General features: G+C 63.6%; 1 protein-coding gene. It reads right to left on the bottom strand.

Annotated elements, in window-relative coordinates; genetic code table 11:
- Positions 1-199 precede the first annotated feature (199 nt).
- On the bottom strand, positions 200-1,177 hold a 978-nt coding region (locus BLW02_RS19425), incomplete at its 5' end, for a transposase (protein WP_208859765.1).

Here is a 1,177-nt window from a genome sequence, read left to right as displayed (position 1 = left end):
AACGGATAGGCGTTTTAACCGCATGAGGCCAAGTATCGCACCGCGGAAGCGCCATCAAGCCGGCTGAGACACTCGATTTTCCCGCCCAGGTGTCAGGTTCACCACCAGGGTTTGGCGTTCAGGAGAGTGATTTGCGGCGCTCGGCGTGTACCGGGCGCAGAGCCAGTTCGCGGCAAGTCAAAATCGCCGCTTTGTTCATTCACCAACTGATGCGCTGATCGACCTCAAAGTCCGGTGCCGGTTGCGCCGCTAGGTCCCAGTCTGCTGGCTCGGTTTGCGCCCCGTCATCCATCTGCGCATCACTACAGTCATCCCACAGCGGTGGCCCGCGCGCCGGGGAGATGCGGGGTGGCTCTGAATCTGCCCCGATGTGGTCCAGGATGTGCCGGATGTCAGCGCTGTGCGTAATGAACGCGATGATGCGCATATGCCCGCCACACAGCGGACACAAGAGGGGGAACACCTCGTAGATGCGGGCGATCAGCACCGCCCACAGGTAGTGCGCTGCACGCTTGGGCAGCACCGGCTCGCTCTGGGATGGCAGCGCGCTGCTCATCGGTACCACACCAGGCGCGCACTCCCCCGTGCTGATCGACGCGCCCAGCACGGGAGCGGCTTGCGCCGGTGTCGCCAGCGCCGTCACCGCAGCCCTGAGCGGCGAGTTGGGTGCCAACACGCCAAAATAGCGGTGCCGGTGGGTGCGTGGCGGGGGAACCAGCGCGGCAATGCGGTCGATCAGCTCCAGCGGTGTGAGGTGCAGCTCATCAACCTTGGCACCGCGCTTGTCGCTGGTGGGTTCGCTGCGCTGCTTGCCGCAGCGGTACACCAGTTTGCTTCCCTCTTTGCGCAGCCTGTCCATCGCAAAGGGTGGGCGGGCGCAATAGCGCAAGAGCCGCTCAAGGCCTGGACGGTCGTGGGATTCAATGCACACCCCGGCATCCACCGAGAAACCGCTGTGTTTGTACCCCAGCATCTCTTTTGCCTCGAAGTTCTCCAGCAGCCCACGGCCCACAAAGGCGCGCAGGATACGTTTTTGCAGTGTGGTCTGCACTTGTGCCACGGGTGTCGCATCGATGCCGGTGGCAGGGTGGAATACGACACCTGACGCAGAGACTTGCATTGCGGCATCAGCGCTGCCCTCGCCTGCCACCTCCTCAAACACCCCGTCCACCACACA

The sequence above is a fragment of the Acidovorax soli genome (assembly GCF_900107605.1).
Taxonomy (GTDB): domain Bacteria; phylum Pseudomonadota; class Gammaproteobacteria; order Burkholderiales; family Burkholderiaceae_C; genus Acidovorax; species Acidovorax soli.
The sequence above is the reverse complement of the archived record's forward strand: the minus strand, read 5'-3'. Positions and strand labels throughout refer to the sequence as shown.